Source organism: Verrucomicrobiales bacterium, assembly GCA_016793885.1.
GTDB lineage: Bacteria > Verrucomicrobiota > Verrucomicrobiia > Limisphaerales > UBA11320 > UBA11320.
In genome coordinates this window covers 1-14,039 of the sequence record JAEUHE010000103.1, presented here as the reverse complement: position 1 = coordinate 14,039, position 14,039 = coordinate 1, and the positions used below count along the sequence as shown (strand labels likewise).

The following is a 14,039-nucleotide window of genomic DNA, read 5'->3' as shown; positions in this document are numbered from 1 at the left end:
GCAGCTTGAATCGGTAGCAAAGGGTGCGATCCCCTGAGTCTCGCGAGGCTTAGAAGACTGGAACGGGCGTCCGTGGTTAGCCGATGAATTTAAGATCATCAACATCTGGTCCAACTTCCCCCTGTTGCGGCACCACACCGTCCACCACCAAGGCCAGGGGCGGTTGCCCCGCTGCCAAAGTTGCCACCATGCCGTTAGACTTCCTGGACTTCGACGTGAAGCTCTCGGGAAAGCCGCACAAATTCTACCCTGTCCGCCAATGATTTCGAACGAGAACCAACGATTTGTGAACACTCAAACTCAATCCTCTGACGGGACGGTTCGCCAGGCTTACGCGCCCGCTTGCCGCGCGCTCCTCCTCCTTCTGTGCGTCGGCATCGGATCCAGCGCCGTTCAGGCGGCATCGCCCGGCGCGGTGGTCGCGTGGGGGAACAACGACTATGGCCAGACTGCTGTGCCTGTGGCGGGGGAGAGCGGGGTGACGGCAATCGCCGCCGGAGCCTCTCACACTGTGGCCCTGAGGTCCGACGGGAGCGTGGTCGCTTGGGGCATCAACGACCACGGTGAAACAACGGTCCCCGTGGCGGCGCAGAGCGGGGTGGTGGCCATTGCGAGTGGATGGGAGCACACCGTGGCCTTGAAGAACGACGGGAGCTTGGTGGCGTGGGGCGGTGGTAACGATTATGGCCAGACGACGGTGCCCGAGTCGGTACAGAGCGGGGTGGTGGCCATTGCGGCTGGCTGGGCGCATACCGTGGCCTTGAAGAATGACGGAAGCGTGGTGGCTTGGGGACAGAATGAATTCGGCCAAACCACAGTGCCCTTAGCAGCGCAGACCGGTGTGACTGCCATCGCGGCGGGCGATATTCACACGGTGGCCTTGAAAAGCAATGGCAGCGTGCTCGTGTGGGGAAACAACTTCTCCGGCCAAACGAATGTGCCCGAGGCGGCGCAGATCGGGGTGACGGCCATTGCGGCAGGCGGTGGTCACACCGCGGCCTTGAAGTCCGACGGGAGTGTTGTGGCTTGGGGGCAGAACGAACACGGTCAGGCCAATGTGCCCGAGGCGGCACAGAGCGGAGTGATGGCGATCGCCGTGGGCGGGTACAGCACACTCGCATTGAAGAACGGAGGCGTGGTGGCCTGGGGGCAAACTGATTACGGCTTGACGACAGTGCCTGTGCCCGCACAGAGCGGGGTGGTGGCCCTCGCGATGGGATCCAGTCACTCCGTGGCGCTCGTCACCCCGACTGTACCTGCCATCCTGGCTCCACCCATGAGTCAGACCGTGGACGCCGGGTTAACCGCAAGCTTTAGCGTGGGGACCACTGGATACCCCATATATTACCAGTGGCGCAAGGACGGCACCAACCTTCCCGGAGCCACAAGTGCCACCTATCGACTGACCGATGTGCATCCCAATCAAGCGGGTGCCTACACCGTAGCGCTCAGTAATATTCTCGGTAGCGTGACCAGTTCACCGCCGGCGGTGCTCACCGTCAATGCGGCTGCCCCCGCGATCCTGGTGCAACCAGTGAACCAGACTGTGAACGCGGGACGAAGTGCGAGCGTCACGGTGGTCGCCATCGGCGCGCCCTTGTACTATCAATGGTACCACGAAGGAATTGAGGTGGATGGAGCGACCGGCTCGACATTCAGTCTGGGATTAGTGCAGATCAACCAAGCAGGCCGCTACACCGTCGTGGTGAGCAACTTCCTCGGCAGCGTGACAAGCACGGTTGCGGCGGTGCTGACGGTGAATCCGCCGGTCTCAGGCGCGGTGGTAACGTGGGGAGACAACCAATATGGCCAGACGACCGTGCCCGTGGCCGCGGAGAACGGAGTGACGATGATTGCGGCGGGATACAGTCACGCGGTGGCATTGAAGGCGGACGGAAGCATAGTAGCGTGGGGAGCCAACATTGAGGGCGAAACCAGCGTGCCCGCGGCGGCCCAGAGTGGAGTGACGGCCGTCGCCGCAGGAACTCGCCACACCGTGGCTCTCAAGAGTGACGGAAGCGTGGTGGCGTGGGGATGGAACATGTACGGCCAGACGACCGTGCCTGAGGTTGCGCAGGGTGGCGTCACGGCCATTGCCGCGGGATACTATCATACGCTGGCGTTGAAAAGCGATGGGAGCGTCGAGGCCTGGGGGTACAACTCCCAAGGTCAAACCACGGTGCCCGATTCCGCCAAGAGCGGTGTGATAGCCATCGCGGCGGGCGCGTTTCACACCCTGGCCTTGAAGAAAGACGGAAGCATCGTCGCGTGGGGTGAGAACTCCTACGCACAATCCACCGTGCCTGAGGTGGCGCAGAGCGGGGTGACGGCCATTGCGGCGGGGTATTATCACAACCTTGCTTTAAAGAGCGACGGGGGCGTGGTGGCCTGGGGAGACAACTATTTCGGTCAGACGACCGTGCCCATCGCGGCGCAAAGCGGCGTCATCGCGATTGCAGCGGGCAATAACAGTCATAGCGTGGCCTTGAGGAGCGGCGGGGGGGTGGTGGCCTGGGGGTACGACGGTGCCACTCAAACGAGGGTGCCCACAGCAGCTCAAAACGCAGCGATGGCTCTGGCAGCGGGGAATGACTTCACGATGGCTCTAGTCACCCCCGTCGCCCCGGCCATCATCAGAGCGCCGACAGGCTTAACGGTGAATGCGGGGCAAAGTGTCAGCATGAGCGTTGCGGCCGCGGGAGTTCCCTTACACTACCAATGGCGCAAGGATGGCACCAATCTCAGCGGAGCAACCGGCGCCACCTATAGCCTGGCCGAAGCACAACCCCATCATGCAGGAATTTATACCGTCGTGGTGACCAACTTCCTTGGAAGCGTGACCAGTGCGCCTCCCGCGGTGCTGGGGGTGAATGTGGCGGCTCCCAAGGGCGGCATCTATTTCTCCTTCGGCCAGTCGCCGACACCGGCAGGTTCTTCGGTCCGTTTCTGCAACACCATCTCAGGTGCGCCACCGCCCAGCTACCAGTGGCAGTTCAATGGCGTGAACTTGCCCGGGCAGGCCGGCCCATGCCTGGAGCTTGCTGGCGTGTCTTCCGATGAGGAGGGCAGTTACCGCCTGATCGCCAGCAATCTTGTGGGTGAGTTCATCAGTGCACCCCTCTCCTTGGTCGTGGATTATTTTGCTCCAAGCGGCTCCATCCATCCGGTCGGCGTGCTGCCGCCCTTGATGGCCGGGACCACTCTCACGTTCTGTTCCACGATCACGGGCGGGCCACCCCCGAGCTACCAATGGCAGTTCAACAACCAGGATTTGGCGAGCCAAACCTCCCCCTGTCTTAGTCTTAGTGAGGTGCAGACCAACCAGAGCGGCAGTTACCGTCTTATCGCCGTCAATTCCGAAGGGACCCTCACGAGCGCCGTGGCGGTGGTGTCCGTGGTCCATGCGCCGCCCACCGCAAATATTTACCTTGGTTCTGGTCACAGTCCTACGACCGTCGGCAGCCATGTCATGCTTTGTGCGTCGGTGTCCGGTGGTCCGCGTCCGTCGGTCCAGTGGCAGTTCAACGGCACCAACTTGCTGGGACAGACGGATTCCTGTCTGTCCCGCTTCAACGTGCAGACCGACCAGAGCGGCCGCTATTCCGTCGTAGCCAGCAACATACTGGGGGTGGTGACTAGCGCGGTGGCTGTCGTCAGCGTGATCGAGCCGGAGCCAGTGCTGGCTTACTTCGCAAGCGGCTTTCCGCCTTTCGCCATCGGAAGTTCTCAGTCTCTTTGCCTGGAGACGTCGCTGCCGGAACCGTTGAGCTATCAATGGCGCTTCAATGGCACGGATTTGCCAGAGGCAACCAACTCCTGCCATTTCCTCGAACCGCTTCAAGCCGGTGAGGCGGGAGACTATTCGGTCGTGGTGACCTCTGCCTCCTCCGTCTCCACTAGCCCGCCGATCGCCATTACCGTCTATTACGCCCCGCCAACCTGGGCTCAGCCTGGCTTCTCGATCGGGAGTGCCTCCTCCCTGGTCGGCGACGATGTGATCCTGCATGCGTCCTACGTAGGCAGTCCGTCCCGGGTCCAATGGCGCTTCAATGGCATGGATCTGCCCGGGGAAACCAATGTTCCCATGGCGTTGCTCTCGGTGGCTCCCAACCACGCGGGCGAGTATTCCTTCACCGCCGGCAATGTCGCTGGCATGACGACGAGCAGCGTGGTGAGGCTGGACGTGAGTTACCAGGCACCGGTCTTTGCGGCGCAGCCGGCCGACCAGTCGGTCGTGGAAGGCGCCATTGTCCGCCTCACGGCCCGGGCTCGCGGCGGACCGCCTCCGGAATACTTCCTGGAACAGAATGGCACGGACATCGCCGTGCCCTTCACCTACGACGCGAGTTTCAATGACCTGGGCGGGTTCAACCTGTTTGACGTCACGGCGGCGGACGCGGGCGGTTACCGCATCATCGCCAGCAACTCCTTCGGCAGCGCCACGAGCAGGGTGGCGACGCTCACCGTCACCCCCTCGGGTCCACTCGACCGCTGGACGCGGCGCAACCCGCTGCCGCAATCGCATCCGCTGCTGGCCGTGGCGCACGGGACCAATCAGTTCGTTGCCGTCGGGGAACGGGGCACGATCCTGACATCGCCGGACGGCTCAAACTGGGCTCTGCAGAGCGGTCGCGCGGATGTCTCCCTCAACGGCGTTACGTACGGCGGCGGGCTGTTCGTGGCGGTTGGCGGGGGTGGAACGATCCTCTCGTCGGCGGACGGGACCAACTGGGCCTACCGATACACCGCCGCCGGAACCTTTTTGAACGGCGTGACGCACGCGCAGGGCCGTTTCGTCGCCGTGGGCTCAGCGCCGGGATTGAGCACGCTGCTTTTGCATTCCACCGACGGCCTTCGGTGGGAGCGTGTTCCGATGGATGGCCTTTACGCTCAGCAGTGTGTCGGCTACGGCAATGGCCGCTTCATCGCCGGCGGCTCCGGTTCCGTCATCGTTTCAACCGATGGCACAAACTGGGTGCTGGCGCGGAGCGTCAAGCTGCAGGTGGAGGGCGTCACCTACGCCGACGGTTTGTACGTTGCGGTGGGTGACGATGGCTCGATCCTCGTCTCCCCGGACTCGGTGTCCTGGGTGGCCCGCCCGCCGATAACCACGCGGCGGCTGCTCGGTGTGACGTATGGGGTAGGCCGGTTTGTGGCTGTCGGCGCGCGCGGTGAGCTGATCACCTCCGTCGACACCGCCGTCTGGACCGCCGTTTCGTCGGGCACGCCGGACCGATTGGAGACGATCGATTTCTCGGGCGGGCTGTTCATCGCCACCGGCGAGAACGGCACCGTCATCACTTCGACCGATGGCACGGACTGGACGAGACAGAACCTTGGTATCACGCGCGATCTCGATGGGATGCACGGCGCCGACGGTGTGCTCGTGATCGTGGGCAAGGGGGGCAGCATCCTTGCCAGCATGGACGGCGTTCATTATGCGACGCAGCCTTCCGGAGTAACCAACGATTTGCACGGGGTCACCTGGGGTGGCGGACTGTGGGTCGCCGTTGGGGAACCGGGCATCGTCCTGACCTCGTCCAACCGCGTGGACTGGATCGCTCATGACACGGGCACCACAAGCTCGCTCAAGGGCATCACCTATGCCGAGGGGCAGTGGATCGCCGTCGGCACGGAGGGGACGGTTGTGCGCTCGACGAACGGTGTGAACTGGGGCTCGACCTTCACCACTCCGCCCCACGATCTCAACGCGGTGGCCCACGGCAACGGCATGTTCCTGATCGCCGGCGACGGTTTCGACAACCGGAACGGCTCTGTCTTCCGCTCCTTCGATGGCCTCACCTGGACGCAGATGAACTACGATGGCGGCAAGAACCTCCGAGGCGTCGCCTTCGCCAACGAGCTGTTCCTGTTTGCGGCCAACGACGGCGTGGTTATCACCACCGCCGAAGGGGGGAGTTACAACTCCAGCTTCCCTCAGGGCGGAAACCTCCGGGCCGCGACCTGGGCACACGGCCTGTGGATCGTGGTGGGCAACAACGGCACCATCACCACCTCGCCCGACCTTCTAAACTGGACGCGTCGGGCCTCGCGCACCTTCGAGAATCAGCACCAGGTGGCGCTCCTCGACGGTCGGTTGCTGGTCATTGGAAATCGTGGGGACATTATACAATCTGGGCGGTTTTTGACGGAATTAGGTCACCCGATCGCGAGGCCTGAAGGTGGCTTTCATATCCCGTTGCAAGGGGTAGTAAATCAAGTATACAGAATGGACACTTCGACGAATTTGGTAGACTGGATCGACCTGCTTACGTTTACGAACCGAACCGAACATAGCCAATTTATTGGCCCAATTCCCGCCGATATGCCACAACTGTTCTACCGGCTACGCCCTGACTAACCGACTCAGGGTTGCTTGCTCCCGAGTCGAAAGAGGTGGTCGGCGCCGCGGACAAAAGGGTTGGGAAAAGGGCTGGGTGTGGCAGATCCTTTTCGGGAACTGCCCCCAGGCCGTTGAACTGAGAGGGAGAGGGGGTGCCTCCCTCCCTAACAACCCTTAAGGCGCGACCAACTCTAGGACAGTGTTGGAGTAGATTCGCTGCAAGTTGATCGCGCCTTGGTCGAGACCAGTGCTAGCGCTGAAGTCGCCTGATCGGCTGGCGAATCTCATCACCTCATACCGCTGCCCGGAGGCGAAGTTGAGCCCGCCACTGCGTACGACGGCCAGCGTGCCGTCCAGCGTTGCCGAGCCGCCAATGATCAGCGCGTCAAATTGCGTTTGACCGGTGCCTCTTACGTCGAGTTCTAGCTTCCCTGTCGGTGCCTGCGTATAGGCGCCCTCGATGGTGAGAGCACCCGCGGTCGTCGCTCCGGCTGGACGGATGATTCCTCGGTTCACCAAGGATCCTACCAAGCGTCCGGTTCCACTGACGATTCCATTGGTTTGCACCCGAAGTTCGTTGGCGGTCAGAATCGCATTCGACCCGATGGACACTTCCGCCCGGAATATGTCGAGGGGGGTGCTGCCGGTGCTGAGTCGACCCGATTCCCGCAACACGATGCCGGTATTTTCGATCCGCTCAAGGAGCGGAAGTTCGATGAGCCCGCCGTTCTGGGTTTCGAGGGAGCCAGGGGTTCCGGAGGCCGCCCCATCCATTCTCCGAATCCCGTTTAGGCTAACCACGCTATTGGATCCCTCCGCGACAAAGATCACCCGTCCGGTGGGAGATTGATCCAGGGCTGGCATTCGCACGACGGCCCCTGAGTCGGCCCGCACCGTAAGACTCGCGGGGAAGATCCCGGAAATCGGACCATGGAGCTCCCGCAAGACGGGAAACTCCAGCACCGAGGCCTCGCGGGCATTGAGCGCAGGAAATCCCAGCCCGGCGCACACACTCAACCTTTCAAAGGTGACGCGCGCTCCTCCTTGGGCACTGAACAGGGAGTTGCTGAGGGTGGTCATTCGTAGGGCGTGCGTCCCACCGGTGAACTGCAACTCCCCATCGCCAAACTGGTTCAAGTTGGCTGCCTTCCAAGCCGAGCTGCTATCGTTCACGAAGATGTTGACGAACCGAACGGTCTCGAGGCTCGGCGTCTCGAGTCTTCCTCCGGTGAGAGTCGTGAAGGAGCTATCCCGGGCGGAGATTCCGTTCAGGCTCCTCAGGGAGGGGACCAGAATGGATCCGCGTGCCTCTGCTTGGAGTGATACTCGCTGGGTCAGGTCGGGCCCTAAGGAGCCCAATGAAACCTGACCCGAGAACGCCTTGGTGAACAGGCTCCAATTTTCTGATCCCTCCAAACGCGGTGCGTTGATCCAGGAGTCGGCGTTGGCTTCGAAGGACACCGCGGTGCCTGCGGTTGCGGCAAGGTAGTTGGGTAACTCAATGACCCCTGGGGAGGGATCGAGTGCGAACCGCCCACCGAGTCCGGCGATGAAGCGCCCCGAGCCTTGGACCAGGCCGGGGATCGCGAGCAGGGCTCCGCGACCCGCACGGAAGGTGGCCGCCCCCGACGTGAGGACCTCACCCGAGAGTTCCGATTGATGCGGCCCGGCCGCCAGCAGATCGCCTCCGGAGACCTGAAGACGTTCGCGACACACGAGCGCCGCGATGCTGACGCTGCCATTGAGGTCGCTGATGGTAATGGTGGGATTGGCGGTCGGACGGTCGATCAGCACGATGTCGGTCGGCTCTGGCAGGCGAGCTGGACTCCAGTTGGCGGCATCGAACCAATCCCCGCTTTGATCGGTGTTCCATACCAGGGTGGGCGTCGGTTGGACGCGGATGAACTGCGTTCTCACCTCCGCCGACGAAGGCTGGCCATTGGTCCCCACCAGGATGGCGGGTGCCAGACTCAGCTCGAAACTTCCTGCTGGCAGCGCTCCAAAGCCTGAGGCCCGGAGCAGTCGCCCTCCCGGGAGCAGTCGGAGTTCGCTCGGGCTGAACTGCTGATCGTCACCCGTTCCGGGAACTCCGTCGTTGCCCCAGTAGGTGAGCGTTGCCCCGGTTACCGAGAGAGCCTGAGAGTTCAGGGGTTGATCGAAGAGCAAATCGATGTGTGCGACGACGGAGTTCGATGAGCCGTGTGGCGGATACTGCCTCAGGACGACGGGAACCGTTGGTGGGGGATCCAGAGTCACTTGAGCTGGTCCATTGGATGAGACTACTCCAGTGAATCCGGTCACCCGCGCTACGACCGAAACTGGGCGGCTGGTGGGCGTGATGGGCGGCGTCCATGACAGCTCGAAGGGCCAACTGCTGCTGGAGGCCACCACGACACCGTCGACCAAGAGCTCCGCCTGGGCCACGCGTCGTTGCGCACCGAACACCGGTCTCAAACGGTGGTTCACCCCGGAGTTGAGCCGGGCCGGGATGGTGAGCGCGAAGCTGACCAGGACTTCATCGTCCACCTCGGGCAAGAAGAACTGGGCCACTTGGAGACCTTCTGGTCCCTTGGCGATCAGGGCATGGCCCTGATGCTCGACCAAGGCATGCGGCTCCCCCCCTACCGAACGGGTGGCGATGAATGCCGTGGTGTTCGAGGGTTGAGACCAGTCGTAGGTCGTCAGGGCCAAGGTAGCGGGGCCGGCAAAGCTAGTGATGGTGAGCAGGATGTTTCCTGCAGCGGGCTTGATATCGCTCACTGCGGCTTGAGTGAACGGAGGTTCACCGACGAGTCGAGGACTCTCCGGGTTGGCGACATCGATCACCGAAAAGCCGCCGAAGTGACCAATGTAAACCAGGTTGTCCAGGACGCTGAGCGCTCGGGGTGGAGTACGGCCGGGTACGGTCCGCCAGGAGAAGGGCAGCGGAAATTCACCCAGCTTCCGCAGTCCTCCCGTCAGCAATTCGCGGATCTCCAGACGCGAACGGCCCAGGACGTAAAGTCGATTTCCAGCGATGGTGAGGTTGTCGACATCGTCACCGATGGGGGTCACCTGCACGAGTTCGCCAGTGGGCAGATCGATCACCGCAACTCCGGAGGCGCGGACCCCGGCATAGGCAAATCCGTCGTGTACCGCGATGCTTGTCGAATCGGAGGGGAAGAAGGAATGTTGCGCGAGGATCGTAGGCGAGGAGGGGCTGCTCAGATCGATCACTGCCACACCGTTCAGCCCGTCGGCCACGGCGCACCGATTGCCTTCGCCGGCCACTCCGTAGGCTTCTCCCGGGGTATCGAGGCGGCTGATGAACAGGGGAGTCGTGACGTTGGAGAGATCATAGACGCCGAGGCCGGCGGGTCCATCGGCTATTAAGCCAAGATGGCCTACGACGGCGACATCCCGCGCATCACCGGGAGTATCGATCGATACGATGGGGCGAAGCGATGCGTTTTCCTTCAAGAGCGGGTTGGTGCCCTGCTGGAGTTCGACGAGATCCTGCACGCCATCGTCATCGGTATCGGCGAGCTGCGCATTCGACCCGACCACTCTTTCCGCGAAGTTAGGCAGACCGTCTTGATCCGCGTCCGCCGGGTCCCGGGAACCGGGCAGGCTTCCGGGTACCGGGGCCGGAACGCTGAAGGGGGTGCCGACTACCGCGCCGACATACTCGCAATAGGCGTTCCGCTGGGTGAAAGGATGGTAAACGAAAACGGCATAGTTCACTCCGGCCGCGGCCACGGGCAGAGGAAGCACGCCATCGAACGGGACAGTGCTGCGGAACAGCGATCCGTCGGAGCCTTCCACCAGGACGGAGGCTCCGATGAACGCCCCTTGTTCCCAAGCCAGGCGGGACGACTGCTCAACGATCTGGGGTAGTCTTTCCAAAACCACATTGCCCCAAGCGACTCGATTGCTCACTTCTGTTTGGAAGTTCAGGAGCTCGGCTTGAAGGGGCACGATGACGTCCAGCCATTGCTGGGGGGTCGTCGCGAGACTGGGGCCTCCCGGCCCGTTGGCCTGCGGCGAGAGCGCCGTCGGCTGTGGAAGCAGGCCAGCAAGGAGGTCAAGGCCAAGGCAAACCGGTTCGAAGGCGATCGTGCCGGTCGCGATCGAATCGATGGCGCTCACAGCAAATTCGATCGACTTGAAAAGATTCATCAAATCGACACAGTCCGGGTCCTGAGAGCGGCAAGTTAACGCACACTGGGCGGTAACGCCGCTGCTGGCCAGACTCGCGATGCAGCTGAGGGCATCCGTAATCTCGGCGGCCGGATTCGCCGTGTTGAAAAGCTCCACGATCCCCAAAACGACTTCCTTCTGTCCGGTGAGCGATGTGATGATCGGCCGGAGCAGGAGCGTGGGGTCAGTCTGCGCCTGGCTCGCGGCGCTGTACATGCTGAATGCTGATTGCAGCATTTGGCTGATGCCGCTCAGGATGTCAATCCCCCCTTGGGCGACTTCACCGAGGCGCAGAAGATCGGCCGCGCATTTGGCAACATCCAGCACCACATCAACCACCGGCCCGACACCGGATTCAGGAGGGCAGGGCGTTGGATCGGGCGGCGGGGGCGGCCCAGGGGGGGGCGGGGGAACGGGTGAGGAGCCTGGTGCGGCTCCGTTCCACCCGGGTTGTCGCAACCCGACTCCGGGGTCGGACACGACGAACTGGCCATCGGCCGAGACCGTCATGGTACCCTGCATTTCCCATCTTCCGGTATCATGATTGAAATTCCAGAGCGCCGACTTTGCGCCGGGCTCCAGTAGTTTGCCGGTGGTGGGATCGGGAAGATTGGGGAACTGAACGGCGACGGGCTGATCGAAGTTGGATGGGCCGTCGGTTTGGAGAGTGATGACCAAGGGAAATTTGAGTCCGCCTGGCAAGGGTTCGGGCAGGCGATCGGGAGGAACGGGAGCGATACCGACTCTGCCTCCGCGTTGCCCGTTGTCGGCAAACAGGGAGTTGGGCGGTATGGTAATAGAAACGCCTGCCAGGGTGGGATTGGCCGCTACCACCGAGGAGGGGAAGCCAACCTTGGTTTCGGAAACACTCGATACCGACCTCAGGCTTCCCTGACGAATGCGCGGAAGGAAGATCTCACCAGTGGGAGTCGCGAGATTGTCGTGCGAACCTTGAATGGCCGTCCAGGCTTTGCCGATGAACGGGTAATAGTCCCCGTTGGGCCAGGAGCTGAGGTCGGCGGTGCGTCCATCGATGTGAACAAAGAACCGTCCAGTCGGACAGGGCGACAGGGTAAACCGTCCGCGTTCATCGGTGATGGCGCGCAAGGTCTCCTCCGCGCCGTCGACGGTGATGGTAACCCCCGCTAGCGGACGATTCGTTTGATTGATGCGTTCGGAATCGTACACCACGCCTGAGATTCCCGTGTTGAGATCCGCTGCGATGCCCAAGGTTTGGAACACCAAAGTCAGAACTCCTCCGGGCTGGCCATCTCCATTGGCATCGAGATCTTGTCCGCTGGACAGTTTCAGACCATTGCCGTTCAAGGTGACGGTGACGGATTCATTGGCCGGCAGATTCTCCAGATAAAAGAGGGTGATGGTGCGTCGGTCGAGGGAGAGATTCGGCCGGGATAGAATGGATCGCCCGGCTGCGGTCGCGTTGAGCCTCGCGGTGGTGAGGGTGGCGTTCGCCGCGAGGGGTTGAGTCAGTCGAATGATCGTTTCGCGGGTGACGGCGACACCCGCTTCCTGAGCTGCTGGTGCCGTTTCGAGCACCGTCCCGGGGTTGATCAGCGACGGGTCGCTTCCCCGCCGCGCTTCTTCGCGATTGATGAGGCCATCTCCATCCGCATCGGCCGTTGCGTCGGCCGGATTCAAGGGATTGAGAGTGACCGGGTATCGGAGTTCATAGACATCGTTCATGCTGTCCTGGTCCTGGTCAGCCGGCACCTCCACTGGGTAGCGGTGCACTTGGAAGAAGCGGGTTGGTTGCCCGGGCTCGATCGTCACTGAAAAGAGTTCCTCCCCGACTTTGGGTCCGTGGATGGACACGGGTGTGTGGACAGCCTGGGGCTGATCGCCGCGCAGCAGCACGTGATAGAAATTCGTGTTCCCTGAGTGGTGAATGCGCAGTTGGTCGCCGACGATCTCGACGTTCAGCTGGTCGAATGCCCAAACTCTTCCACTGCACACGGCTAGCAGTAACCAAAATGCGACATGCTGCCACTTCTTCGCCTTGTACTTTGCCTCGATTGTCATACGACCTCTTCTCAACTAGGTTCTGTTCCTTCGTTCTTGAGCCTCCCTAAAGTCATCGTTCACGGATACTCAACCTTGAACCCTATCAGAGATTCGGTCGTCTTGGGAAGGTCTAAAGAGACCCTCCAATCTTCGAAGGAGCTAGTGTAGTGCCTCACCAATGGCTGGCCCGGTCTTGTGGATGCGGATGCGGTAGAACTGACGTCCCTGGCCGGAGGCAAGCGGATCGAGGAACTCGTGCGTGGGATGGGTCAGGGTCGCGGAAGCGCTCTGCCAGGCCTGCAGGTCTTCCGAACGCTCTACTACGACCCCTTCACCAAGGGCGAGATGGAGCTTCAGTCGCAGCGTTCCGTTCGGGAGCGGCTCGGCACCTAGGATGAAGGAAGTGTCGCTGGCGGTGAGTAATCGGACGAGGGGCAGGTCGCCCCTTTGTGTGAAGCTTTCTCGTAGCGGCGTTGCCAGAATTCCCCCGGTCGGATCGGGTAGCAGCTGGCCTATATAGGCATTGCCATCAGGCTCCAGCTCAAAAATGCCATCGACGGCACCCGTCGGCCAAAGGCGAAGGACGGATGTGGTGAGCGGATCCCCGGCAGTGTTGGAACCGTAGCGAAGCGGTGAGCCCCAGACGAGTAGCTTGCCATCGGGTTGCGTGACTACGCCCGCAGCCCCCGGAAAACCCTGCTCGGTCGTAACGTCCGAATGAAACGTCGGATCTTCAGTCCCATCCGCGAGAAATCGTCGGAGCCGGAACCGGAACGGGATTGCATCCGTATCGGGGCTGTGCAGGAAGCCCAGGAGCCCACCTTGAGGCAGGAGTTGGAGACTGCCATAGATGGAAGCGTCCTCAGGGAAAGCCGTCGAGAGGGCGTTTCCATGCTCATCGATCCTCCAAAAGCCTAACCTCGAGCCCCCCAGGAGCAGTCCTTGCACCAGAAGTCCTTGATCGGGAGAAAAGCCGATCAGCCTAGGAGGTGAACCGAACGTCGGGCTTGGGAAGCTCGAGTCCTCCGAGCCGTCGTGGTTCAGGCGAACGAGTTTCCACCGCGGCCCCTCACCCTGGTCGTATAGGTCACGACATCCGATGAGCCGACCGTCCGGTCCGGCGAGAATCGATGCATTCGCGAAACCGATGCCGCGAGGGAAGGATCCGTCTTGGGTTCCATCGGGCGCGACGCTGGCTACTTGCAACCGTGAGAAGTCGGTCGTGATCACGTAGACCCCGCCGTCGTTGCGAGCGACCCAGTGGACCAGGTTCTGATGGATCGAGCTTTTGAAGAGACCATCCATCGAACCATCCTCGTTGAGCCGTCTGAGGATGCTCGGTGTTCCCAATTGATTGTAGGGCAGGGAATGATCGATGAAGACTTTTCCACCGGGAGCGAAACCGATACGGCCCACTTGGCCACGCAGGATCGGGTCTGCCACGAAGGTTGAGTCGAGGGAGCCTGCCGGATGATTCCGAATGGTGACTACGGTT

General features: G+C 61.9%; 3 protein-coding genes. 1 reads left to right on the top strand and 2 read right to left on the bottom strand.

Annotation, left to right across the window (positions count from 1 at the left end; genetic code table 11):
* Positions 1 to 286: 286 nt before the first annotated feature.
* A complete protein-coding gene (locus tag JNN07_11630; GenBank protein MBL9168383.1) occupies positions 287 to 6,361 on the top strand; it encodes a hypothetical protein in 6,075 nt (2,024 codons plus the stop codon).
* 156 nt (positions 6,362 to 6,517) lie between these two features.
* On the opposite strand, the gene JNN07_11625 is transcribed toward JNN07_11630, so the two are convergent.
* Together JNN07_11625 and JNN07_11620 are read right to left on the bottom strand one after the other, a co-directional pair.
* Positions 6,518 to 12,562, bottom strand: coding sequence for a hypothetical protein (locus tag JNN07_11625; protein ID MBL9168382.1), 6,045 nt, complete (start codon positions 12,560 to 12,562; stop codon positions 6,518 to 6,520).
* A 141-nt stretch (positions 12,563 to 12,703) separates the two neighbouring features.
* On the bottom strand, positions 12,704 to 14,039 hold a 1,336-nt coding region (locus tag JNN07_11620; protein MBL9168381.1), incomplete at its 5' end, for a delta-60 repeat domain-containing protein.

What these genes read in the sequence shown, in the direction of transcription:
- JNN07_11625 (MBL9168382.1), bottom strand. Translation starts at nt 12,562, where the DNA reads ATGACAATCGAGGCAAAGTACAAGGCGAAGAAGTGGCAGCATGTCGCA.